Here is a 21,648-nt window from a genome sequence, read left to right as displayed (position 1 = left end):
AAAAAATTATTTTTTATTTGGAATCATAATCAATTCAGGAATTTTAGGACGACGTTTTTCTTCGTAGCGTTTTTGGGCGCGAGCGTAACTAGGATTATTTTGTTTTAATTCTTCTTTTGCGTTTTCGATTTCTACGTTTTTGAATTCTAGTTCTTCTTCTAAATCGGTTTGTTTATAAACTAACTCTGTTACGGCTTTGCCTGGAACTTCTTTTAGGTTTTGTGTTAATTCATCGTTGATTTTTTCGTATTCATTGATCCAGTCCTTCCATTCTTGTTTGATTTTTTCGCCATGTTTTTCATTTTGGTCTTTCCAAGTTGCTATTTGCTGTTTACAAGAAGCTTCGTTGATTATTTTATCATATTCTTCTTTTTTCTTTTCGTAATCTTTGTAGTCAGCGTCAAGTTTGTCTAAATCACGGTCAATATCTCGAGTATACATTTCTAAAGCTTCTTTGGTAATCATTGGTGGATGTTCTTTGTTTTCGTTAATTACTTCATTATACATATGCCATAAACGGTGGCCTTCGTGAAGAACTAAAGTAGCTTTTGCCGTTCCTTGGGCGAATTTACGCGTAACAGTCATTGTTTTACCTATTACTTTCAATCCGTATTTAGCGGGGATTAAGTCAGTAACTTTATCAAAAGCTTTAAAAGCGGCTTTAGTTACGTTACCAAAACTAAATTCGTTTTCTTTTTCATAAGTTTGCATGCGGGTATACATTTCTTGATATTTTTCTTTTAGGTGTCGATATAATTTTTGTTCTTCTTTAATTTTTTTCATTTCTTCTTTGATTTCATCAATGTTTTTTTTAATTTCAGCTTTACGGTCTTCCCAAGTTGTTATGATTTTTGTTAGTTCTTTAAATTCTTCTGATAAATACTTTAATTTTTCTTCTAATCCTTTTTTAAATCTTTTGTTGTTTTCCAGCAGTTCTGTTAGAGATTCTTGTTTGCTTTCTAATTTGCCGATTTGGATTGAAACTTGAGTTATTTGATGCATTATTTCATTTCGTTCGCCTTGAAGTTTTTTAATTTCTGCTTGTAATTTTATTTTGTCATCAGGAGAAGCTAATTTTTCTTCTTCTTGTTTTTGTTTAATTTCTTTTTCTTTAGCTTCTTTGGCTTGTTCTAATTGTAAAAGTTTACCTTTTAAGATAGTGATATTTTCGGTATTTTTACTTAATTTTTCTTTTATTTCTTTAATTTTTGTTTCATTGTTATCCAATGCCTCTTTTATTTTTTCTTTTTGCTCTTGGGTTATTTCTTTGGCTTTATATAATTCTTTTAATTTGGTTTCAACTTTGTTTAATTCATTTTCCCAATCTTTTATTAAACCATGATAATTATTAATTGTGTCATCGTATTTTTTAATTGCTTCACCAATTTTTTCAATTAATTGACCTGTGTATTTAGATGATGGTTCGGTCTTATGAAAGAAAGATAAGTAAAGAAAACTGAATAGGGCAAGAATAATTAAAAAGGAAATAAAATAACTTTTTAGGGTTGTGGTGTTTTGTTTGTGAAAAAATTTGTTTTTGATGAAACAAAAAAGGCCAAAAACAGTAGTAGCAATCAAAAACCACGTTAAATAAGATTTTAAATTAATAAAAACTTTCAGTACGTCTAATGGTGATATCATATTTATTCACCTCCTTTCGGGGTTAGATTGTTTTCAGTTCCTGAATCGTTAACTTTGGTTTCGGTTACTGTTGGTGATGAAGTTCCTGAATCGTTAACTTTGTTATCATTGTTTTCAATTTGGTCTAATAAAGTGGTATCTGGTGAAATAATCAATTGATAAGCCTGTTTTAAATCTTCTTTGTTAATTTCATTTCTTTTGTTTTCACCTTTACCACGGTTTTTGGCAAAAATACTAACAGTAGTTTTTAATAAGTTTTCTAAGGTACGATTAGTTTTTAAGAATTGTTTATTTTGTGGTAAGTTTTCTAAAGCTTCGTTAATAACTTCAAATAAATACTGTTTTGTTTCTTCACTGTAAGGATTTTTTCTTTTCTTAATTAAGAATTCTAGCATTTGTTGTCGTTCAGTTTTATTTCCTGGTTTTAATTCGATATTGTACGCAAAACGGGATTTAATCGCTTCATCAATCAGATGGTATTGGTTTGTTGCGCCAATAATGAAAATTGGTTTTTCAGGGTTATTATCCTGGGAAGTCATTTCCATTTTGAATTGGTTTACAACATTTGCGATTTCTGAACCTGCTTCTAACATACTTAAATCAGTGAAAATAGTTTCACATTCATCTAAAAAGATGATCGCCCCATTACACTCTTCTGCAACAATTCTTGCATTAGTGAATAAATCTTTTACCATTTGTGGCGCTACCCCTTTATACTTTTGGGAAAAAAGGGAACTATTAACTTCAAAGAATGGTAAATTGGTTTCTTTGGCAAGTGCTCGTGCTAAAGTGGTTTTACCTGTTCCAGGGCAACCATACATTAAAATTCCTAGGGGTGATTCAACTTCGCCAATACCTTGGTAGTTTTCAGGGTTTTTTAAATAATCAATAAATCCTTGAACTGCTTGTAATTCTTCTTTAAAACCGATTAATTTGTCAAAACCTATAAATTTTTGAGAGTCAGCAGGTTGAAAAACAACTCCTTCTGAATTTAATTGTTTTGGGTTTGTTGAAGAATTATTATCAATTTCTTCAGTTTGTTCTTTCTTTTTGGTTTCTGCTTGTTGTAATTCTTGCTTTAATATATTTTTTTGTTCTTCACTTAAAGTTTGGGTGGCTTCTAATTTATTTTTAAAAGAAATAATTTCTTTTTCGGTTTGACTTAAAGTTTGGTGATGAATCCAGACATAAGTTGCTAACCAAAATAAAAGAAACAAAATGATGATTGTCATTGCTTTTAAGAAAAGTGGTTGGGTGGAAGTTTGGTTTTTGGTTTTCATAATTTATTTCCTTTCTAAAATAAGACTAAGTTTTCTTAACTTAGTCTTATTTTTTTATTTAAACTAAATTTTCAATTTTGGTGTTTAGAGTGGTGCCACTACCGCTAAGTGCGTTTCCATTTTTATCCACTAATTCATAGTCAAGAACTAAGGTTAATTGTGGATTTGTTGCTTGAACAAAATCGTTTTGTTCTAATTTAATTTGAATATTGATATTGCATTTGCCATCATTATCGTTAACCATTTGTTTGCGATTGGTGTCATCATAGAGTGTGTTATTATTTTTAACTTCTAAGTTAAAGAGTGATTCAGGATTTAAAAAAGTGTTATGAGTGTCATATTTTGGAGTTATTTTTAGATATAAAGGAACACTAATGTCAAATCCATTTGTTTTGAAAATGGCTTGATGATTGATAGTCACTGTGTGATGAAATTTATTTGGATTTAAATTAGGCATAGGTAAAGGGATAAGGGTTTTATCTTCATTATTACCGCTTACTCTATTTACTTCAAATAAAGGGGCATCATTTTTACTCATTAATTTAATGTTTTCTTGTCTTTGGCGTGAGAAATAATTTACAAGTGCAAGGCAAGAATTAATTGCAAAACAAGAACAAATTAAAATTGTCAGGACAATTATAATTTTGATATTTTGATTTTGGTTTGTTTTTTTCATGATTATTTACCTCCTAAGGTTGATTTAATGATATCAATTAAATTATTTATACCTGTGGTTAACCAAGGGATTTGGTTTTGGTAATAAATAACGTTGACATGTAAAATAAAATATAAAACGATAGTTAAATTTATAAATGATTTTAATAAATTGCTTTTGTTGTTATTGGAAGTTGTTTGAGTTGGTTGTTTTTCTGGGGTGGTTGGTACTTTTACTACCATTGTTTTACTTGGTGGACTTGATTTTGAATTTATTACTTTTTTATTTTTTAATTCGGTTGATTTTTTATTTGTTTTTTTGGTTTGTATTATTTTTTTGATCATGTTTTTTCTCCTTTGTATTAATTATTTATTTCTTTGTTACTTTCTAAATTGTTTTTTTCTTTTGATTCGTTATTTGGATTTGGAATAATTGAAAATGATTTTTTGGGTTTACTTTCTTTTTGTGTTTCATTTTTTTGATTGATTTCTGGCAATGGTACAAAATTAAAAAATATTTTTTTAATGATAAACATTAAAGCAGTTGTAAATAGAGCGCCAACTATAAAACCGATTGCGAAATTTAGATCATTCATTTTCATCCTCCTTGTTTATAATTGAATTAGATTGGTTTTTATTTGAATTTTTTCTTGCTTTTTTTTCTTTCCATTTCGCAACTTTAACTCTTTGTGCTTCTATTTGGGATTGGAGTTTTTCTTGATTTGCATTGATTTTATCTATTTTTTGTAATAATTGTTGTTCTAGGTATTCTTGTCTGGCACTTTTAATTTCTAAGTTTTGTAGTTTTTTGTTGGGGAAAAAGAAAGCTACAACTAAATCTTTAATAAAAACAATAATATTTGTAATTAATTTAAAAATAGGTTTGAAACCAGAAACAATAAGAATAGTGAAAAGCGTTGTTTGGATTCCATCCATTCTTCGTTCAAGTATTTCGGTAGTGCTAAATCCTTTGGTATAATTTAGAATAAAATTGCTAATTGTTGTAAAAATTGTTATAATAAACATCATTCACCGCCTTCACTTACCTTTATTCGTTTGTTTTCAGCTAATTTCTTTTTGTTTTTAAAAGTTTTATTGGGGCGGTCTAAATTAAGCCATTTGCCTTTGGGTTGGTGGTATTTGTTGATTTTTTTCTTGGTTATTGGTTTGCTACAGTCTTTGAAATAAGTCCCACGGTATGCTTCTGTCATTCCATCACTCATGTTAATTATTCTCCTTATTTTATTTTAATTTGAGTTTTTTAACTTCATCTTTAAGTGTTTTTGACACTTTAAAACTAACTGCGGTTGAGGCAGGGATTTTGAGTTTTTTACCTGTTTGGGGGTTTCTTCCTAAACGGGCTTTTCTTGATTTTAAGATGAATTTACCAAGTTGAGGTGATAAAACTACCTCTTCGTTGGATGTGATTGATTTAATTAAGGTATTTTCAAATGAATTGTAAAATTCTTCGGTTTTTGCAACTGAAGTTTTTAGTTGCTTTGCAACTTCTTTGATTAATTCTTTCTTAGTCATTGTTTTGTTGTCTCCTTTTTTTATAATATTTTTTTATTAATTAAAGTTTTGATTATTTGGGCTAAATTATCTTTTTGTGAGTTGGTTGCATTAATTAAAAAATACTTGCAATTTTGGTGTTTACAATTTACATCATTACAGTATTTATGTTGATTTAAATAATTTTGACGCACATTTTCAAAATAAATTAGTGGTTTTTGTTCGATTAAGTCTAATTTATGATGGGGGATTGATTGTTTTCGGTGTAAGCCAATTTGGGGGTCAATATCTAGATAGAAAGTTAAATGAGGTTTGAGTAAATATTGATTAATAATTTTTGATGTTATTTCATCATCATAATCTATGGAATTACTATTGCTTTGATAAGCTAAAGTAGAATCATACCAACGGTCAACTATAACAAGATGGCCACTAAGTAGATTAGGTATTATTAATTCATCTTGGGTTTGGATCATGTTGGAAAAACTAAGAAAATATTTAGTTTTTGTACTTGTTTTTTTTGGTATAAAAACAAATTTCTTATTTCGTTTCCAATAGAACTACTTCCTAAACCTTGGTAAACTTTTACTTTTTGTCCTTTATTAATTAAAGATTTTTTTAATTTATTAATCAAAGTAGTTTTGCCGCTTCCATCTAGCCCTTCAAAAACTATTAATTTATTCCACATTTTAATTATTTCCTTTCGTATTTTTGATTAAATTAATATCTTTAAAAGAAATAAATTGTCTTTGGAATAAGGTATTTACAAAGATATTAGCTTTTTGAGAAAAACAATCAATTACTTTATCAATTCCTTGGACTTTGCCGTTTTTAATTTTATTGTTGAGCCTTTGGGATTCGATAGCATCATTTGTTAATAAGTAATATTCAAAACGCGTATCGAGTTTTTTTAGTTGTTGAGCTTCGATGATAGCTTGTTTGTAACGTTCACGGAGGCAAGTTTTAAAATTAAAAGCAACAATTCGTTTGTTTTGGGTAAACAATACTAAATCAAATTTGATATCAGGAATAAAAAATAAATATGTTTGGGGATATTGTTTGGTGATTCCACGATGTCGAAAATAAATTAAAATTAGATATTCGTTAATTTTACCACGCAGTACTTTTTGTTTTTGGGAAGTTGATTTGGTAATTTGAAAATAATGATTCAAACTTTGATGATTTAATTGCATATATTGATTAAAGGGATATTGAAAGTAATTATCAGGTTTGATTTGGGATAAAATATTTTTTGAAATTAACATTAATTTTCCTCGATTCTTTGGATTTCTTTATCAAAATTAAAATTACATTGGCCTAATTTACCTGAACGATTTTTAGCAACAATAAATTGGGTAAAATCTTCTACAACATTTGTAAATTGATTTTTTTCATAATAACTTTCGCGATGCAAAAACATTACCATATCGGCATCTTGTTCAATTGAACCTGAATCTCTTAAATCTGAAAGATTAGGGCTTTTATAGCGATAGATTACACGCGTGTTGGTTATTTACGTGCAGCCCCGCTCCAAACCGTACGAGCAAGTTTCCAAGCATACGGCTTTCCCATTCACAGCCTATTTCTAGGGTCTTCTAAATATCACTATTTAGTTGATTGATTATTCAGTAAGTTTGAAAGCTTAGAAGCTTTATCTGCTTCAGTTGGTTGCATTTGCATCAACCTCCTTTCTCCCGAATTGAATAATCCTGTGAATCTAACTTCTTCGCCTTGTACCTAGCTTTCCTAGGCTCCGTGTGAGGGCAATTATCTTGGTTATTCCAAACCAAGTTTTAATTCCTCCGACTACTAAAAGTCTCTTTTTCCTTGAACCCAGAGGCATTTTAATTTCCTCTGTTTGGGATGGTTTTTAGGAATCTCGAATTTCCGACATCATTATGCCCGATAGTTTTAGGTTCGCTTTCGTTGTTAAAGCTTGAAGCTAGACTAGAACACTTTGGTTCCGCCAACGACATCATGAAGGGTGCTATTTAAAGCGACATGTGATTATATATGAAGACAAATCTAATATCTTCATATCTTCCTTCATTTCAGGGATTTCAATAACTTGCCCTGACGTTATGAGATTACGATAATTTCCACGATTAGGGATTTGCACCTTTTCCATGACTATCTTAGTCTTGCGAAAGCATCTTGGCTAGTTATTTCACCTCACTTCGCTTTTACGGTCTGCTGTAATCCGCCATTCTTTCGTTTGGCTGACCGACCGCATGACCTCACGGAATAATCAAGTCCGTGGCAATTGGCTAGATTGCTATAATGGTGCGTTTATTCGCGCCCAGATTCTCTCATTAAAGTTGCGCGGTTCATTTGGCTTAAAGCAATAATAGGAATTTGTAATTCCATCGCTAACTTTTTCAATTCACGAGTAATAATCCCAATTGCTTGATTTAAATTAAGAAATTGATCGTCTCTTAAAAGATGTAGATAATCAATGAAAACTATATCAAGTCCTTGGTGAAATTTTAATTGACGGCATTTTCTTTTAACTTCTTCTATTTTGGTATTTCTGTCATCATCAATTAAAATATTTAATTCACTTAATTTTTCTTCTGTTTGCAATAATTGTAACTTTTCTTCACGAGTTAATTGTTGTTGTTCCATTTTTTTGATACTAATCTGAGATTCACAACTAATTAAACGTTTAATTAATTCTTCAGATGTCATTTCTAAACTAAAAATCAAAATATTATGTTTTTTAGGAATATTTTGAAAAACTTTAGCAATATTGACAGCCAAATTTAACATAAAAGCAGTTTTTCCCATTCCTGTTCTTGCGGCTAAAATATTTAATTGTCCTGGTTTAAAACCTCCAATTAAATCATCTATATTATTAAATCCTGTTTTAACTCCAACTAATTTATTTTTATTGTGGTTTTCCAAAATGTCTTTGATTACTTTAGAAACACAACTTTTTAAATCTTTAAACTTGGGAGTGAGTTTTTTTCTTAATTTTGCAGTATTTGTTTCTATTAATTCTAAAATCTCTTGTGGAGCTATTTTGCTTCTTGCAATTTGGGATAATTTAGCAATAATACCGCCAATTTCTTTTTTTAAAGATGTTTCTTTAATTAAATCAATGTATGTTTCTAAGTGCCGAGGAGAAGGCATCAAATCAGATAATTCATTTAAATAATTAACTCCTCCTATTTGTTTTAATAATTTTTCATTTTCTAAAATAGCACTTACTGAAGAATAATCAATTTCTTTATTATTTTGATGTAATATTTTCATGGCTTTAAAAATATTTTTATGATGAGGACTGTAAAAGTCAGTTTCTGTAATTTCATTAAAAACTAAAGAAATTGATTCGGGGTTTAAAAGTAAAACCCCCAACAAAGCACGTTCTGCTTCAATCATCTTTCTAACTCCTTTTTTTAATTTGGGTATAAAAAATACCCCTTAAAAAAGGGGTTTAGTTTCTATATTGATTAAAAAGTTTTTTCTTCTTTAACAGTTCCGTCAGAATTGTAATAGGTTTCTTTGATTGGTTCTTCTGTTATGGGATCATATTCAGTAATACAATCAATCGTTTTGCCATCTTTATTAAACCAGGTTGTTTTAATAAAATTCCATGTATCAGGGTCATGTTCATGAATACCACAAATTGTTTTGCCATCGAGTTTGTAGTAAGTAGTTGTATTTTTTTGATAATTCATATTATTTATTTCCTTTTTATTATTTTTTTTAATTTATTAATTGCTTTGGTTTTGATAAATTTTACTTGTGTTGCAGATAAATTCAACATTTTACCTATGTCTTTGTTGGAATACTCAATTTGAGGGTATTGGTTTTGGATTTTTAAAGGAATCCCAAAACTTAATCTAATAATTTCGAATTCTTGTTTATTTAAATTAGATTTGATTTTTTCAATAAACAATTCATGATTAACTTGGGTTAACCAAATTTGATGAGGGGTTAGATTGTTGGCTTTGAAAGATTGGGTTTGTTTTTCTTCAAAAGGAATATTACTTACTTGTTTTTCTTTCCGAAAAACTTCTCTGGAAATAGAAGTGGTTTGTAGACCTCTAATAAGTTCTATGATTTCACCTTTAATTGTTGGGGTAGCATAGACAATAAAATCACATCCTAAATCTTGATAATTATTTAAAGCTTTGATTAAACCTAAAATTCCTTCTTGGTATAAATCCTCTCTTTGAAGTGCTTTAGGGAAATATTTAAATTGTTTAACTATTTTTTTTACTAATGGTAAATGCATTTCGATTAATTGATCGCGAATTGCTAAATTCTTTTTATTTTTTAAAAAATCTTTAAATAATTTTTGTCTTAACATTTTATTCCTTCCTAAAAATATTTTTAGAAAAGATAAGAAATTATTTTTTTAGTCTTGAAAAGAAAAAAAGACTAACTTAATAGTTAGTCTTAAAGAATTTTTAGAAAGTAAAAAGTTGTCCAAAGTTTTGGAACACCTCACTCCAACCAAAAGAATCGGCGTTGAAATTAACCCCCATATTAATAAAAATTACATTATTAAAAATTATTTAGATTTTATTCCCAAAAATAAAACAAAAAATATAGTTTTTGGAAATCCTCCTTTCGGTTTAAGGGGGAATTTAGCATTAAGATTTATTAATCATTCTTATAATTTTGCTGATGTTGTAGCTTTTATTTTACCTCCTTGCTTTAATTCTGATGGAAAAGGAAGTCCTAATTCAAGAGTAAAAGGATATAAATTAGCTTATTCACAAAATTTACCGTTAAATTCTTTTGAATATCCTAATGGTAAAAAAGTTAAAGTATCTACTTGTTTTCAAATTTGGACTAAAATAAACACTCATTTAATAGTTAAAACAAAAATCAAAACTGCTAATAATTTTATTAAAATTTATTCTTTATCTGATGGCGGAACACCAGGAAGCACACGAAATAAAAAAATGTTAGATAAATGCGACTTATATTTACCTAGCACTTGTTTTAAAGGAATGAAAATATATCAATCTTTTTTAGAATTACCAAACAAAAGAGGTTATGGTATTAAAATTTTAAAAAAATATCATGAAATAAAAAAAATATTTATGGATACCGATTGGAAAAAAATAGCTTTTTTATCAACAAACAGTGCTTTAAATTTGCGTATGAGCTTAATTGTTAAAGTTTTGACAGATGCTAATTATTATGATAAATAAATTTAAATTATAAAAAATATCGAAAGAAAAATAATAATGAATAAAAATAATGATGAAATTATTTATTTTTTTGAAGAAGTATATGAATATACTGTTAATAATTTTAAAAAAAATAGCAAATTTAAACCAGATGATTTATATTTTAAAATTAGACACCTTCAAATTGATGCTAGAGGTTCTTTTGGACAAAAATTTATAATGTATGGTTTAAAAAAAATGGATTTAAAGCAAGAGATGATGATGATAAAAACAAAGATTGGGATATTAAATTTGAAAATTATAGAATCGAAATTAAAACCGCTACTTTAGATGTAAATGATAAATTTCAACACGAAGGCATTAAAAAAACTAATAATTATGATTTATTGTTATTTTTAGATATAGCGCCTAATCAAATTTTTATAAAAGTTTTTTTATATGATGATATTGATTTTCCAAAATTACATCAAAGAGGTAGTGGTAGGAAAAATTCAACTGGTGTAGGATATAAATTTGATTATTCTTTTCAACGACATTTAAAAGAAAAAAACGAAATTAAATATTTAACTGATTTAAAAAAAATTTTTAATGAATTAAAACAAAAACTAGATAAAAGAAATACATTATGAAAAATATTTTTAACTTAAAAAAGTTAATCAATTATTTATTTATTAAAAAATAAAAAAAATTAAATTTATTTAAAAAAACAAAGCAACTCAAATTAAAAAAACAAAACAAAAAATCAAAGGCTCTCATTACGAGAGTCTTTTTTATGCCCAAATTGAAAATAAAAGGAGAAAATAAATGAAAAACGACACTAATCAAGAAATTAGATTCGGAGGCTGGAACACAAAAACCACTCCGAACGATTTAACTCAAATTAAAAACTTTTTACAAATATTAAAACAAGATTTAATTAACCTCACTATTATCTCTCATTCTAAAAAGAAAAATACCTAACCCTTTATACGAAGAAATTTAATACTAAAAATAATGAAGAATCATCAAAATCAAGAACAAGAGGATAAAAACATATTAAGACCAACTTTTAAGTTGGTCTTTTTTAATAAATTTGAATTAAATAATATATCTTCTTAAAGAGTTAATCAAAATTTTAATGCTATTGTTATGATTTGAGGCATAATTAGGATAGTTTATATAAATAATTTTAATTAAGTATAGGCAAATACTCATTTATCTTAATATTCATATTTTAATTTGTAACAAATAAATTAATTAAGAGAAAAAAATAAAATAAAAATTAACAATTAAAAACAACTCATAATTTTAACTTCAAATAACCTATTTTAAATACCCCCCAAATCAGAAATGCCTCTTAAACGCATTATTTTGCCTCTCTCGCTTTGATTTAAATTCAATTATGGTAATTACCCTAGTCTTGATTTAGACCCCCTTTATATTCAATTTCGCCTCTAAGTGACCTTCAAAAACCCTTGCAAATACGTACTTTTATTTTTTACAATTTTGGCATAAATTAAAACGAATCATTTTTTAACCTAATTTAGACCCCCTCATTTGAGGGGGATATTTTTTTTATTTTTTTCACTTTTTTCCATTTTTTATCTCTTCTGTCATCATTTTCGCTAGTGTTTATGGTGAGCATTTTGCCCTTTAACCCCGTTATTATATGGCACAACTACCCCAAAATTAAAAACTCCGCATTATTGTGTAAAAAAATTTAATCCATGTCGTTTTATATGCAACTTTTTCTTTTTTTCGGCCTATATATATAATGGTATGTTTCTAATAAGGTTAAACCCGTGGGTAAACCTAAACACCAATTCAAAAAGCCCTCCAAGGCTGTTTTGAATTGGGTTGTGATAGATAATACTTAATTCGGGTTTAACCTTATTAGAAACATATATCATTAATATTATTTTATTTAATATTAATGATACTAATTAAATATAAAAACCTATCAAGAGTTTTTATATTTAATTAGTATATATAAATTTATTATAATATATCATCATTTATAATGTTTAAATGAAATATATTATCTAAACATGTGCCCGTCAAATTTAACAATTTAACGGTCAAATGCCCCCCTAAATCCCCAAAGGGGACTTTATAGTAGGGGGGTAATAGTTAATTGTAATGTTTATCGGCTGACCGCCTAGTTCGCTACGCTCGTCTTTGAATACTAATCATATTATATAATAATTTAATAAATATATTTTAAAATTAACTTTTAATGCATTTTTTAGTTATAATTATTTTTGGAATTAATAAAAAATATTAAGATAATTGGTGTTAATAATGCAAAAATTAAAGAAAAAAATAAGATTATTACAAAATATGATTTGCCACATTCAAACTATTAATAAAAAAATAGTTTTTCAATTGGTTAAACAATTTGTCAAAGACCTCAATTTAACTACTATTTTAAAAACAATTCGTATTAATCGCAGTACTTATTATTATTGGCTAAAAATTGAAAAAAAGTTAAAATTAAAAGAAACAAAACATTTAGTGCAACAACAACGTATTCAAACTTTATGTTTACAACATGAATATTTTTACGGTCATCGTAAAATTACTGATTTATACCAAGAAATTTTTAATGAATTTATTACTAAGAAAAAAGTTTATCTTATCATGAAAGAAAATAATATTTGTTGTAAGTTAAGGCCTAAAAAAAATAAATATTATTATAAAAATTTAGAATCTAACCTCAAAGTAGTCCCAAATTTAATTAATCAAAACTTTACTACCTCCCAACCCATGAAAAAACTATTTACCGATATTACTTATTTTCCCACTCCCCAAGGATTTATTTATTTTTCGTGTATTATTGATTCTTTTAATAATCAAATTATTGCCTCCCACACTTCAAACCGACAAAATAAAGAATTAATTTTAAATACCATTAAAAAAATTCCTCCTTTAAAAAACCCTTGTATTATTCATTCAGACCAAGGTAAAGTTTATCAATCTCTAAAAGTACAAAAAGTTTTAACTAAAAAAGGGTTTTTAATTAGTATGTCTCGTAAAGCAACCCCACGTGATAACGCTGTCATTGAAAATCTTTTTGGCCAGATGAAAAGTATTTTATCCAACCAACATCCTTTTTTATTCCAAAAACCCCAAGCTAAAATCAAAAAAATTATCAATCAATTTCCTTCTTTTTGGAATAATAAATGGTTATTAACTAAATTAAATAATTTATCACCCTTACAATATTTGCAAAATATTTAAAAAACATTTTTTAAAAATATAAATTCATAACCTTTTTAAAAAGGTTGTTTTGTTGTACATTTTTTTCTATAAAAATCAAAAATTCCGCATTATTGTGTAAAAAAATGAAACCCATGTCGTTTTATATGCAACTTTTTCTTTTTTTCGGCCTATATATATAGTGTAGGGATAAAATATTTAAAAAAAATATCTTTTCAAACTAACAAATAATTTCATTACACTTAAAAAGTGTCTAAAAAAATGGAACACCTCAATACAATTAAGGAATTAATACAATTAAGGAATTAATACAATTAAGGAATTAATACAATTAAGGAATTAATACAATTATAGAAAATAATTATAAGAACACAATAATTTAAGAGTATTATCATTATCAAAATAAAAATTGTAAAAAAATTATAACTAAAAAAATAAATATATAAAATTATATAAAAAAGAGGTAATTTACTGTACTTATGGACTTAAGAAAATATTTTAATCAAGTCAAAAGCTATTTTGCCAAGACAAATGCATATTTTACTAAAAACAAAGTATATCGGTATCTAAATTACTTATTAGTAGGAAGTTTCGCTTGTTGTTTTGGGGTGGTTGCATGTTCAAGTGTTTAGCGAAACCAAACAAGAAGGTGATGTCCTAAGAGCATCTACTTTTTCAGGGATGAGTCCTATTTGTCTACGATCGGAAAAAGCTTCAGCTCAAAATAGTGTTTTTTCTACAGGAGGAGAACGTTTAACTGGATTTGAAGTTTTGTTATTAAATAAAATTGCCGAAGAAATGGGTAAAAGTTTAGATTTAAGACTTAATACTTTTGCAGGATTAGTGGGAGATATTGAATATAAAAATTCTGATGTGGCTGCTGCTTGTTTTAGTATTACACCTGAGAGAAGAGATAAAATTGATTTTAGTGTAGTTTATAATGTTCCTATGAATGCATTAATAGTAAGAAAAGATAATCCTGATTTTTTAGAATTTGAAGCTGGTTCTAAAGTTTAAGATAAAGATCTTTTTGCACATTTAGAAAAATTAGCAGATAAAGCAGCAAAAGAAGGAAAAACAAAAAAATTTAATTTTATTGCGATGGCTACAAGTACGACTGATAAAGAATTATTTAAAAAAGGGAATATGAAAGCACAATTAAGCCCTAAATATAGAGATGATTTAATTAATTATGCAACTGGTTCTGATAATGCAGCTCCTAATTTACAAGCAGTAAGAGAAAATAAAGAACAAGGCAAAGAAGTTATTTATGTAATTGATGATGTTGTTGCTCGTGGTAATGTAGAAGGTGACAAAGACTTAAAATATATTTCTCTTCAAACTGATAATCCTCTTTTATTATCTAGTCCTGAAGGGATAGGTATTGCCGTTCATAAAGGCGATAAAGAGATGCTAAAAGCAGTTAATAATGCTTTAGTAAAAATATTTGATTTAGATGTTAAGAAAAAAGAAGTAGAAAAAGAAGAAGATAATGGTACAAAAACATTTAAAGTAGAAGATAAAATATATGATCTTAAAAAGATTTTAGAAACTCTTAGGAAATTAAAACTAAGATTAGCACCACAAAGAACAAATGACCAAGAAAACAGATACAAAGATTTAAAAGGCAAAAATACAAGAAAACCAGAAGAAGAAAAAGAATTTGAAGTTTTATTCAAAGTTTGGTCTTGGTTTTCTCTTAATAATACATTACAAAAAGATGCAGCAAAACAAAGATTGCAAAATTTACCTAATGAATTGAAACAATTGGCAAAAGTTGTTGATACTTTAACTGAATGTTTAAAAGGTAGTAAAGAAAGACAAATTTTCAAAAACAATTATGATGAATTAAAAGTTAAAAAATCATACAAATTTTCAAGTACATCAGAAGAAAAAAATAAAAACCAAGAAAGAACATTAGACGAAGAACAACAATATCAATTTTTGAAAAAGTATCTATTTGCGTTTTTTGATGAAACTAAAGAAGCCAAAACAAGAAGAGTATTAAATGCAAAAAAACAAGAATTAGAAGCTAGCCAAAAAGAAAAAGAAACTTTGGGTAAATGTTTAGACGAAAACGACAAAGGAAAATTAGAAGAAGTTCAAAAGAGATACGAAGAATTAAATACAAAAAATAAAAGAAACGCAGCAGAAGAACAAGAATTTGTTGAATTAAATAAAACTACAAGAGCACAAACTGCAACAGAAAATGATTCTTCAGATGTGCAAAAATACGAATATTTGACATCCAAAAAGGAAGCAATAAAAAATAAAATAGATGAAATATTAAAAGTAGTATTTGATGAAACTGTTTATAATGAAAAGGGTTTTGTTCAAAAAGGAGACGATTCTTTATGGGGAAAAATTAAATATCACTTACCCACTTATAAAAAACCTTTTTATACTTCTTTATTACTTGCTGTTGATGGTGTTGTTTTTGGATTCTTATTATCATTAGTTCTATTAGCAGTTAAAAATAAATCTACTCTTTCTAGAACAAATAATGTCTTTGTAAAAGGTGTTAAACAAGTAGGTTCTAAATTTGTAGATTTTTATGTTTGGTTATTAAATGGAGTTCCAATTGCTGCTCAAGGATTGTTAGTTTGGTTTGCAAGACATTTATGGTGGCCTAGTATTTTCCCTACAATGCATCAAACTCATGCAGCATTAGTTGTCATTGTATTAAATTCAGCTGCTAATATTGCTGTTGTTTTAATGCAAACTCTTAAATTTGTAGATAAAGGACAAGTAGAAGCGGCTCAATCTTTAGGATTGAATAAAAAACAAACCTTCTATTATGTTACTTTCCCACAAGCATTAAAAAAATCAGTTCCTTTAGTAGCAGCACAATTTGTTACTAATATTAAAGCTTTTACTTTCTTCGGATTAATTGCATTAATTGATATGTCATTTGTTACAAATGATGCTATGAACGTTACAGGAGATTTAGTTGCTCCATTTGTAATACTTTCCGTTGTTTACTTAGTTTTAATTCAATTTATTAATATGTTAAGTAAATATTTAGAAAAAAAATTAAATCCTGCTTTAAAAACTGTAGTTAGTGCTTAATAAATTAATTTAAGAATTATAAGAAACAAATATTAAGATAAAACAAATATTAATTCTTAATATAAAATATAAAGATAATTAATGCATAACTCACTACATTTTAATTATTAACCCAATATTTATTTCTTACCTTTGAATCTTTTATATTAAAATAGTTATACTGATATTAATTAAATGTTAATTTTAATTGTTTTTATGTTATTATTAATAATAAAGTATTATTTTAAAAAATATCTTATTATTAAAAGTTTGATATTGTTTTAGAATTGAAAAATATTTATAAATGATGCACATTACAATTTATGTATATTTATAATATATAAATAAAAGGTTAAAAAATGAAAATTAAAAAGATGCCTCCCAAATATAGATTTCATATTCATAAGTATATTAAAATTGTTGTATCTATTATAACAATGATGTTTGTTTTTTGGTATTTTAAATTAAATTAAATCAAATAGATGGTTTTTACAAGCACCAAAATTGAAAGTGAAGGTAAAAATTATATATTATGATTCAAAGGAAAAAAGAAAAATACAAAATTACTAAATATCTAAAATATACTAAATATGTTTTATTATTTATGTTTATGATTTTTTGGGGATGGCTTCATTTTAGTGTGGGGTTATTTCAAAGAGTTAATAATTCTAAGAAATATTTAAGAGTAGCTGTGGTAGCTGATGCAGCTCCTAATAGTTTGACTATTAAATCTGATAAAGATACAAGTAAAGCTCACAGAACTATTCAAGGTGAATATATTTCAGGATTTGATATAGATTTAATTGATAAAATAGTAAAAGCATTACCTCAAGAAGAAAAGTATGAAGGTTGTAAATTTAGTCTTTTTGATTTTGATGGGATGTTTACTGCTGTTCAAAATGGTTCAGTTGATGTAGCTATTTCTTCTATTAGTATTACTGATAAAAGAAAAGAAAACTTTGATTTTCCTATTGCCTATACTTTGGATAATACAGGGTTTTTAGTAAGAAAAGATGATGCGCGTTTTAAAGATTTGCCAAAAGAAGTAAAATATGAAGATATAAAAGGTATATTAAAAGATTACAAAGACCCAATTAAATTTTTAACTCTTACTGGTTCTGTGGCTGATAAAGTTATTGAAAATATTAGATCAGATTTAGGAAATTTATTACACATTACTAAATCCAATCCTATTGATGATGCTGTTATGTGTGCTCAAAGCGTTAAAGATAAAGCTTCTGATATTTTTGTAACTGATAGTTATATTACTAAATATTATGCTTCGCAAAATGATGAATTAAAACATATATCAATTATATCTGATGATGCTCGTTTTACTGTTTCTCCTACAGGTTTAGGAATTGTAGTTAAAAAAGGTAATACAAAATTAATTACTCCAATTAATAATGCTTTTAAAGAAGTTTTAAAAAAAGAAGAACTTTTTCTAGAGGGTTATGGTTTAGATGTTAAAGGTATAATTGAGTTAACCAAAGAATTAAAAGAAGAACAATCAAAACCAACTGACAAACAAGACCTAAATAGAATAAAAACTTTAGAAGACAAAATATCTAAATTTAAAGAAATAACTAATAAATGGTTAGAACAATCTTTAAAAGAGTTAAGTCAAAAACAAGGATTAAATTGGTATCAAAAAGTATCTCTTGCTTTACCTGATTATGCCACACCTTTAAAAACTACTTTATTACTTGCATTAGATGGAGTTATTGTAGGTTTTATCTTAGCTATTGTTTTAACAGGGATTAAAAGTATTAAACCTAATTATCAAACACAAAATCCCTTTATTGTAGGGTTAATACAAAGTTTTCTTTACTTGCTTGATGCAATACTTTATATTTTTAAATCAATTCCAGTAGCAGCTCAAATGATTATAGTTCATTTTGGTTGGAGAGCTTATAATCCTGAATTAAATCCGATGTATTCAGGTATTATAGTGTTATTATTAAATTCAGCAGTTAGTATTACAAATATTTTATTACAAAATATTAAGTTTTTAGATAAAGGACAAGTAGAAGCTTCTCTAGCTTTAGGAATGACTCAAAGACAAACATTTTTTTATGTTATTTTCCCCCAAACGCTTAAAAGATCACTTCCTTTTGTAGTACAACAATTTATTGTAAATATTAAAGATAGTGCTTGTTTTGGTGGTTTGGTTGGTCTGTTAGATGTAGCATGGAAAGCCAAAACTCAAATTGTTCAAACAGGAAGCATTGCTATTCCTTATGCTATTACTGCTTGTATTTATTTAGTGTTAATTACGATTGCTAATTTATTTGTTAAATATTTAGAAAAACAAAAAAAAGGAGTTTAGAATGCAATATTTAATTGAAGTTAAAGATCTTTGTAAAAAGTTTGGCGATAAAGAGATTTTAAAAAATATTAATTTAAAAATTAAAAAACAAGAAATAGTAACTATTATTGGTTTTTCAGGTTCAGGGAAATCTACTTTATTAAGATGTTTTAATCTATTAGAAGAACCTAATTCTGGTCAAATTTTAATTGATAATAAAAATATCTTAGATAAAGGAGTAAAATTATCTGATCTAAGAACTAAAGTAGGAATGGTGTTTCAAAGTTTTAATTTATTTGAAGGAAAAACAGTATTAGAAAATTGTTGTTTAGCTCCGATGAAAGTATTAAAATTATCTAAACAAAAAGCTCAAGAAAATGCTTTAGAACGGTTAAAAGAACTAGATTTAGAAGCTCTTGCTAATCAAAGAGTAGAAACTCTTTCAGGGGGACAAAAACAACGTGTTGCTATTGCTAGAGTTTTATGTATGGAACCTGAAGTTATTCTTTTAGATGAACCAACTTCTGCCCTAGATCCTGAATCTACTTTGCAAGTATTACAAACTTTACAAAAATTATCAGAGAAAAAAATAAATCTTATTATTGTAACTCATGAAATGAAATTTGCTCAAAGAGTATCTGATACTATTTATTTTATGGAACAAGGTAAAATTCTTGAAAAAGGTACTCCGAAAGAAATTTTTGAAACTGATAAGTTTCCTAAATCTAAGGCTTTTTTTGAAGATTTTTGATTCCTTATAAATGTATCATTATTTATTAAAATAACCCAAACTGCAATTACAGTTTGGGTTTTCCTTTCTTTTGGGGTAGATAAATTGTTGTAATTGTTTATAATTTAGGGTGATAGAATTATTTAATGTTTTAAATGTTTAGGAATGATTATAATAAATAAATGGAGATAGATAAATATGCAATATTATACTGAAGAAATGATATTAAATCGTCAATTTTTAAATCTTGCTAAAAATATGAAAGCTACAAGACCTCATCAAATATTATGTGGTGGCATTACCGAAGTTTATTACCAGGATAAAGTTTTATATGTTTCAGTTGTCCTAGATACATATAGTCGCAAAATTTTGGCTTATCATGTTTCTGATTATGAAGGCGCACCTTTAATTATAGATACTATTGATAAATTAAATGTATTTGAAAACGATTGCATTTTTCATTCTTATCTTAAATTTCCATATTATAAATTGGATGTTGAAGAAATTTTAGAAACCAAAAATTTAATTCAGAGTTTTGAAGATAGACAAAGGATTCAAAAAGGACAATCTTCTCCTTGTACTTATTTAACTTCTTTCTTTTCTTCTTTTAAATGTGAATGTATTTATTATGGCATTCCAAACCCTAGAACTATTAGTAAAAAAGTTATGATTGAAGCTATTTGTAAATATATGTCATATTATAATTTAGAAAGAATGCATTCATCACTTAATTATGCTACTCCTGATGCATTTGAAAAAAAATATTTTAAAAAGTTAAATGAATAAGTATTTGAAAGTAATTTTGGGTATTGTTTCGAGTTATAAAAAATCTCCATAAACGAGTTTCCATAATTTTATTTTTACAAATATTACATAATTTATTATGAAATGCAAAAGATATAAAAAAACACTATAATTACACTATTTTATTGCTTTTTTATCTAAATTTTGGTATAATCCTCAGTAGAGTTATTAATAATAAATTGATAATTAAGTAACTAAAAAAAGGAGATTATAATCATGGCTAATATTAAACAACAAAAAAAACGTAATAAAACTAATGAAAAACGTCGTTTGCAAAATGTTTCTTTTAAATCATCTGTAAAAACAGTGGTAAAACAAGTAAAAACTGCAGTTGCAAACACTGATAAACAAAAAGCCTTAGTTTTATTAAGTGTAGCTTATAAAAAATTTGATAAAGGGGTTTCTAAAAGAGTTTATCACGCTAACTTTTCTGCTAGAAACAAATCTGATTTACAAAAATTAGTAAATACCCTTTAATTTTTCTTTGCAAAACTCACAAAAACCACATTAATTAAAACAAACATCAAAACTTATCATAATATTGGACCAACAAACATAACATTAATATTTTAATTGTAATTATTTTATTTAAATATATTTGAGTGGAAAAGGTTGATAAATTTATGTTTTTTTGGGCAAATAAAGTAATTTATGTAACTTCAGGATTTATTGTAGGATCAGTTTTAAGGACAAGTCTATATTTTAGATCGTTATTAAATGAACCTAAATATATCCTTAAAAAAGGATCTAGCACTACAATTAATAATATTTCTAATAAAGTTATTGGCAAAGATGTATTAATGCCGCCTTCTTTATCTGATAATTTGATGCATTTATGGTTTGATTTTATCAACAAACAAACAAAAACATTAATACAAATATTGTAAAATATTTAAGTTTATTATTTGCTTATTATTTATTTATAAATACTTTTACATTTTTCTTTTTATAATTATTAAAATATAATTTCTAAAACAATTTGGATTTATGACAAACCATTACAAAGAGGATAAAAATGAATAAATTATTAAATATTTTCTTATTTATTGTGGGTTTTTTAGTAGTTGCTGTTTGTGGAGCTAATTTATATGTTACAGCATCAAATAACGAACCTAAATATTTTGCATAAACCACAGTAAATCAAGGTGTAAATGGAATTAATAACATTTTAGGTACCGAATGGGAATCTCCTACAGGAAAACCTTCTTCTAGTGAAGAATTTCTACATTGGTGGCTTGAATTTATAAATGGTTTTAATAAAATGGTTAATGATTTTAATAATGATTTTAATAAGGGTTTTAATAATAAAAAATGAGTAAAAATTTT

General features: G+C 26.5%; 23 protein-coding genes and 3 pseudogenes. 12 read left to right on the top strand and 14 right to left on the bottom strand.

Annotated elements, in window-relative coordinates:
* Window positions 1-6 precede the first annotated feature (6 nt).
* The 14 genes and pseudogenes from JAHGCCOI_RS03455 to JAHGCCOI_RS03390 all read right to left on the bottom strand — a co-directional run bounded on the left by JAHGCCOI_RS03455 (window position 7) and on the right by JAHGCCOI_RS03390 (window position 9,402).
* A complete protein-coding gene (locus tag JAHGCCOI_RS03455; RefSeq protein ID WP_479492004.1) occupies window positions 7-1,641 on the bottom strand; it encodes a DNA double-strand break repair protein Rad50 in 1,635 nt (544 codons plus the stop codon).
* Between the two features lie 2 nt (window positions 1,642-1,643).
* Window positions 1,644-2,921, bottom strand: coding sequence for an AAA family ATPase (locus JAHGCCOI_RS03450; RefSeq protein WP_479492003.1), 1,278 nt, complete (start codon window positions 2,919-2,921; stop codon window positions 1,644-1,646).
* Window positions 2,922-2,979: 58 nt separating this feature from the next.
* Window positions 2,980-3,597 (bottom strand): hypothetical protein, encoded by a 618-nt coding sequence (locus tag JAHGCCOI_RS03445; protein WP_479492002.1) that lies wholly within the window; start codon window positions 3,595-3,597, stop codon window positions 2,980-2,982.
* 2 nt (window positions 3,598-3,599) lie between these two features.
* Window positions 3,600-3,920, bottom strand: a complete 321-nt coding sequence (locus JAHGCCOI_RS03440; protein WP_227806987.1) for a hypothetical protein — start codon at window positions 3,918-3,920, stop codon at window positions 3,600-3,602.
* Window positions 3,921-3,937: 17 nt separating this feature from the next.
* Window positions 3,938-4,171: a hypothetical protein gene (locus JAHGCCOI_RS03435; RefSeq protein WP_339332283.1), complete on the bottom strand. Its 234-nt coding sequence runs from the start codon at window positions 4,169-4,171 to the stop codon at window positions 3,938-3,940.
* A complete protein-coding gene (locus JAHGCCOI_RS03430) occupies window positions 4,164-4,601 on the bottom strand; it encodes a hypothetical protein (RefSeq protein ID WP_479491967.1) in 438 nt (145 codons plus the stop codon). The genes JAHGCCOI_RS03435 and JAHGCCOI_RS03430 overlap by 8 nt, the downstream gene beginning before the upstream one ends.
* Window positions 4,601-4,798: a hypothetical protein gene (locus JAHGCCOI_RS03425; RefSeq protein WP_479491966.1), complete on the bottom strand. Its 198-nt coding sequence runs from the start codon at window positions 4,796-4,798 to the stop codon at window positions 4,601-4,603. Before JAHGCCOI_RS03425 ends, JAHGCCOI_RS03430 begins: the two co-directional genes overlap by 1 nt.
* A gap of 19 nt (window positions 4,799-4,817) precedes the next feature.
* On the bottom strand, window positions 4,818-5,108 hold the full coding sequence (locus JAHGCCOI_RS03420; protein ID WP_479491965.1) for an HU family DNA-binding protein: 291 nt from the start codon (window positions 5,106-5,108) through the stop codon (window positions 4,818-4,820).
* Between the two features lie 20 nt (window positions 5,109-5,128).
* A pseudogene (gene tmk, locus JAHGCCOI_RS03415) lies at window positions 5,129-5,775 on the bottom strand (dTMP kinase).
* A gap of 1 nt (window position 5,776) precedes the next feature.
* Window positions 5,777-6,352, bottom strand: coding sequence for a hypothetical protein (locus JAHGCCOI_RS03410; RefSeq protein WP_479492001.1), 576 nt, complete (start codon window positions 6,350-6,352; stop codon window positions 5,777-5,779).
* Window positions 6,352-6,570: pseudogene (locus tag JAHGCCOI_RS03405) on the bottom strand (DnaB-like helicase C-terminal domain-containing protein); the annotation flags it as partial. The pseudogene JAHGCCOI_RS03405 and the gene JAHGCCOI_RS03410, both read right to left, overlap by 1 nt.
* Window positions 6,571-7,376: 806 nt before the next feature.
* Window positions 7,377-8,468 (bottom strand): replicative DNA helicase, encoded by a 1,092-nt coding sequence (locus JAHGCCOI_RS03400; protein ID WP_479492000.1) that lies wholly within the window; start codon window positions 8,466-8,468, stop codon window positions 7,377-7,379.
* Between the two features lie 71 nt (window positions 8,469-8,539).
* Window positions 8,540-8,767 carry a DUF2963 domain-containing protein gene (locus JAHGCCOI_RS03395; protein WP_479491999.1) on the bottom strand — a complete coding sequence of 76 codons (228 nt, stop codon included), beginning with the start codon at window positions 8,765-8,767 and terminating at the stop codon, window positions 8,540-8,542.
* Between the two features lie 5 nt (window positions 8,768-8,772).
* On the bottom strand, window positions 8,773-9,402 hold the full coding sequence (locus JAHGCCOI_RS03390) for a sigma-70 family RNA polymerase sigma factor (protein WP_479491998.1): 630 nt from the start codon (window positions 9,400-9,402) through the stop codon (window positions 8,773-8,775).
* Window positions 9,403-9,517: 115 nt separating this feature from the next.
* Between JAHGCCOI_RS03390 and JAHGCCOI_RS03385 the strand changes: the two genes are divergently transcribed.
* The 12 genes and pseudogenes from JAHGCCOI_RS03385 to JAHGCCOI_RS03330 all read left to right on the top strand — a co-directional run bounded on the left by JAHGCCOI_RS03385 (window position 9,518) and on the right by JAHGCCOI_RS03330 (window position 21,209).
* Entirely contained in the window at window positions 9,518-10,255 is a 738-nt protein-coding gene (locus tag JAHGCCOI_RS03385) for a hypothetical protein (protein WP_479491997.1), read from the top strand.
* Between the two features lie 36 nt (window positions 10,256-10,291).
* A complete protein-coding gene (locus JAHGCCOI_RS03380; RefSeq protein WP_479491996.1) occupies window positions 10,292-10,564 on the top strand; it encodes a hypothetical protein in 273 nt (90 codons plus the stop codon).
* A gap of 56 nt (window positions 10,565-10,620) precedes the next feature.
* Window positions 10,621-10,863: a hypothetical protein gene (locus JAHGCCOI_RS03375; protein WP_479491995.1), complete on the top strand. Its 243-nt coding sequence runs from the start codon at window positions 10,621-10,623 to the stop codon at window positions 10,861-10,863.
* Window positions 10,864-11,038: 175 nt separating this feature from the next.
* A pseudogene (locus JAHGCCOI_RS03370) lies at window positions 11,039-11,191 on the top strand (phase variable surface lipoprotein); the annotation flags it as partial.
* Between the two features lie 1,323 nt (window positions 11,192-12,514).
* Window positions 12,515-13,453, top strand: coding sequence for an IS3 family transposase (locus JAHGCCOI_RS03365; RefSeq protein WP_479491994.1), 939 nt, complete (start codon window positions 12,515-12,517; stop codon window positions 13,451-13,453).
* Window positions 13,454-14,056: 603 nt separating this feature from the next.
* Window positions 14,057-14,449: a transporter substrate-binding domain-containing protein gene (locus JAHGCCOI_RS03360; protein ID WP_227807260.1), complete on the top strand. Its 393-nt coding sequence runs from the start codon at window positions 14,057-14,059 to the stop codon at window positions 14,447-14,449.
* Between the two features lie 84 nt (window positions 14,450-14,533).
* Window positions 14,534-16,501: an amino acid ABC transporter permease gene (locus JAHGCCOI_RS03355; protein ID WP_479491993.1), complete on the top strand. Its 1,968-nt coding sequence runs from the start codon at window positions 14,534-14,536 to the stop codon at window positions 16,499-16,501.
* Window positions 16,502-17,012: 511 nt separating this feature from the next.
* Window positions 17,013-18,809, top strand: coding sequence for an ABC transporter substrate-binding protein/permease (locus JAHGCCOI_RS03350; protein ID WP_227807264.1), 1,797 nt, complete (start codon window positions 17,013-17,015; stop codon window positions 18,807-18,809).
* A gap of 1 nt (window position 18,810) precedes the next feature.
* Entirely contained in the window at window positions 18,811-19,539 is a 729-nt protein-coding gene (locus JAHGCCOI_RS03345) for an amino acid ABC transporter ATP-binding protein (protein ID WP_212775390.1), read from the top strand.
* A gap of 177 nt (window positions 19,540-19,716) precedes the next feature.
* Window positions 19,717-20,304, top strand: a complete 588-nt coding sequence (locus tag JAHGCCOI_RS03340; protein WP_212775389.1) for an IS3 family transposase — start codon at window positions 19,717-19,719, stop codon at window positions 20,302-20,304.
* Between the two features lie 234 nt (window positions 20,305-20,538).
* A complete protein-coding gene (gene rpsT, locus JAHGCCOI_RS03335) occupies window positions 20,539-20,799 on the top strand; it encodes a 30S ribosomal protein S20 (RefSeq protein WP_212775388.1) in 261 nt (86 codons plus the stop codon).
* A 146-nt stretch (window positions 20,800-20,945) separates the two neighbouring features.
* Window positions 20,946-21,209, top strand: a complete 264-nt coding sequence (locus tag JAHGCCOI_RS03330; RefSeq protein ID WP_212775387.1) for a hypothetical protein — start codon at window positions 20,946-20,948, stop codon at window positions 21,207-21,209.
* The last annotated feature ends 439 nt before the right edge of the window (window positions 21,210-21,648 follow it).

Source organism: Mulberry dwarf phytoplasma (assembly GCF_056504655.1).
The sequence above is the reverse complement of the archived record's forward strand: the minus strand, read 5'-3'. Positions and strand labels throughout refer to the sequence as shown.